General features: G+C 33.0%; 4 protein-coding genes. 1 reads left to right on the top strand and 3 read right to left on the bottom strand.

The genetic code is table 11. The annotated features are described in order from the left end of the window. Positions 1–188 precede the first annotated feature (188 nt). Positions 189–911, top strand: a complete 723-nt coding sequence (locus JSS34_08635; protein MBS0186363.1) for a hypothetical protein — start codon at positions 189–191, stop codon at positions 909–911. A gap of 125 nt (positions 912–1,036) precedes the next feature. On the opposite strand, the gene JSS34_08630 is transcribed toward JSS34_08635, so the two are convergent. The 3 genes from JSS34_08630 to JSS34_08620 form a co-directional block, all read right to left on the bottom strand. Then, entirely contained in the window at positions 1,037–1,471 is a 435-nt protein-coding gene (locus tag JSS34_08630) for a hypothetical protein (GenBank protein ID MBS0186362.1), read from the bottom strand. A gap of 9 nt (positions 1,472–1,480) precedes the next feature. Beyond that, the gene (locus tag JSS34_08625; GenBank protein MBS0186361.1) at positions 1,481–1,903 is read right to left on the bottom strand and encodes a hypothetical protein; all 423 of its coding nucleotides are present in this window, start codon (positions 1,901–1,903) and stop codon (positions 1,481–1,483) included. Positions 1,904–2,350: 447 nt separating this feature from the next. Continuing rightward, positions 2,351–2,842, bottom strand: a complete 492-nt coding sequence (locus JSS34_08620; GenBank protein MBS0186360.1) for a nucleoside deaminase — start codon at positions 2,840–2,842, stop codon at positions 2,351–2,353. Positions 2,843–3,089: the final 247 nt, after the last annotated feature.

Below are 3,089 nucleotides of genomic sequence, written 5' to 3'. Positions count from 1 at the left end.
ATAATTCTCCTTTCTCATTTCAAAATATTATGACATTTATCTATCTATATGTAAATACTCTCAAGAAAACAAGTCATTTAAAGTGAATGATGAGGCATGGGTCATCTTTATTTTCTTCTCATGTGTATCAAAAAATATTAAAGCATTCTAGGACACCTTTATTGAAATTTATTTATAAAAGGACAAGAATGTTTAAGAAATTTTGTGTAATACTCTTTCTATTTTTTCTACATCCTTTTATAGCTTCCTCTTTTGCAGCTGGACAATTTATGCATGTGCATCTTGCTGATCTATGGCTCCAAATTCAAAAATGGGAATACACACCTGATCAACGACAAGCTTTTATTCTTGGAACACTCTTTCCGGATATTCGTTATTTAGGGGACATAAAACGCGAAGAAACCCATGAAAAGAGCCTTTCCCGTAAAGATATAGAGGTGCAAAAAGGAAATCCTTTTGAAGCCGGAAGAAAATTGCATGTTTGGATTAACCTTATCCGTGAACAATTTGTTGAAAAGTATGGAATTTATGAAAAATTTCCAAAGGCTTTATTTTCTAATCGTGCTCATTTTCTTAAATTTTTGGAAGATGAATTTATATGGGCCAAAATTGATCAAAAATTTATAAGAGAAACATTAACGCATCTCGAATGGGTAGACCAAAAGTTTAATATTAAACCATCAATGCTCCAAAAGTGGTATGTAAACATCTTATTGCCTTATTTAACGCGTCCACCTTCCCAAACTTTTTCTTCTCTTGTTCAAAAAGATGCTGATGTTTTTTTTAATATTTCTAAAGAGGAAATTATGAGATGGAATAGGCTTCTTCCTTCTTTGAAAGAAGATCCTACCTTGCGTTATTATATGGCGCAACTTTTAGAATATATGAAAAAATCTTTTAAAAAAAACTAAAGTTATCTTTAGCTCTTAAATTATAAATAATCGATTTTTTTGTTTTGCTTTAATTAAAAAAATGCCGATGGGAATATCCATCGGCAAATGCTTGGTGATCTTAAGCAGTTAAGGTTTGGTAGGGATTAAGCCATGCTTTTTTTAGAATGACTTGCCCAATAGGAGGCCAAACCAACAAGTGCTACCAGACTCACCAAGGGGAGATGATGAGGAAGGGTTGATAAAAGGTGTTTACTTTCTTTTTCTCCAAGGACGGGTGTTAAAACATTTTCTAAAATAGGATGCACAGTCTCAAGGGCTGGTAACATCTTATTTTTTGGTTTTAAAAGCCATCCAACAAAAAACAAAATAAGACTTAAACTTAAAAATATCCCTCCTAAAAATGCGAGTGTTAAAACCCTTCCAATTTCTGGAATTAAAAAGTGATAAAGACAAAAACATCCAAATATAAATCCAATTAAAAGAAAGACAACGCCTAATTTTTGGGCAATAATCTTTCCACAATTAGGCTTTGGAGGCCCGACAAGTGTAAGCAGAAATTTTGTAATGAGAGGAGACATCGGCTGACCTCACTTTGTAATCTTACCAATAATAAATCCTGCGCCCAGTGCAAATAAAATGCTCTTAAGAGGATTTTGTCCAACATATCTTGTTAAGCACTCAATTTGTTCTTCAGAATAGGATTCAATCTGCTTTTTATAATTTTGACCACTTTCTGAGGCAGAGGCCAAAAACTCATCAAAGGAACCTTTTAAGTCCTCAAAAGCTTTCTTTGATATTTTCTTAAGAGGATCCCACTCTTTCTCGGAGGCATTCTTTAATTTTGTATAGGCGTCTGTTGCTTCATCAAAAACAGCTTGCAACGATTTTCCAGCCTTTTCAGCATGAATACCTGCTTTTCCTTTGAACTCAGACTGTATTTTTGAGAGCTCTTTTCCATAGGAGCTTAGCTCATCTTTCAGTTCATTAAGATACGCTTTATTTTTATCCATCGTGTAATCTCCTGAGTTAAATTAAAGGTACTGGTGTAAATTTTGGAGTATTTCAAAATATATAAAGGATCTAAGAAAACGAAATCTCAAGTAGAGAAAAGAAAAAAGCTTATAAGATTACTTGTTTCCTTCCGGATTTAGTATAAGTAAGATAGAAGAGATCTAGGAATACTTAGAGCCGTTCGTGCCAGTTCCGATATTGTAGATTTTCTACTTCTTATATTCTTAGTGTCTCACTTTTTAAAAGCGTTGTAAACCATTTTTTTTGCATCCTCAAAAGATCTCTTTTCAATAAATATAATTTTTTAGAATTAAGAAGGATCTTATTGATTAAAGTCTGACGTCAAAAAAAGAGCTTGAAAAAAGCAAGCCTTGTGAATATCCCTCATATAAATAAGGAATCATACCTGAAGAATATTTAAAAATTGAATCATAAAATCTTAGATTTTAATGATTTGATTCTCCGATATCTTCATTCCATAAACTTGGGTTATGGGTAATAAATGTTTTCATCATTTGAATGCTTTCTGAATCATTGAGCACAATGATTTCGACACCTCGTGCTTTGAGCAGATCTTCATTGCCTTTGAAGTTTTTATTTTCTCCAATGACCACCCGTGGAATTTTATAAAGAAGAATCGCGCCTGTGCACATATCACAAGGAGATAAAGTTGTATAAAGAGTGCTTTGTTGATAGATAAAAGCTTTTTGCCGGCCAGCATTTTCAATGCAATCCGTCTCGCCATGTTTGATAGCACTTTTTTCTTGAACGCGTTTATTATGGCCACGTCCAAGTACCTGATTTTTATAAACGAGAAGGGCGCCAATGGGAATCCCTCCCTCAGAAAGTCCTTTTTTGGCTTCCTCAAGGGCTAATTGATAGAATTTTTCATCCGACGTAAGATCATTATAAAGGTATTGGTTCCTATTTTTATGCATTTTCTTTGTTTCTTTCCAAAAATGTTTGTTCTAAATTTTGGATGCAAAGACTGTATTTTTCAAGACCTAATAGGACGTTATTTTTAATTATGAAAATTTTGGGAAGGGTGTTTAATTTTTTTCGCAAAATTTGTTTATTTTCTCCAGTAAGTAGAGTGCAATAACACTTACTGGAGAGTATTAAATAAATTAGAGACACTTAACTAAATAATGTTTATGTGATAAGGTTCATTATAGGAGGTACCCT

The organism is Pseudomonadota bacterium (genome assembly GCA_018242545.1).
GTDB lineage: Bacteria > Pseudomonadota > Alphaproteobacteria > 16-39-46 > 16-39-46 > 16-39-46.
The sequence above is the reverse complement of the archived record's forward strand: the minus strand, read 5'-3'. Positions and strand labels throughout refer to the sequence as shown.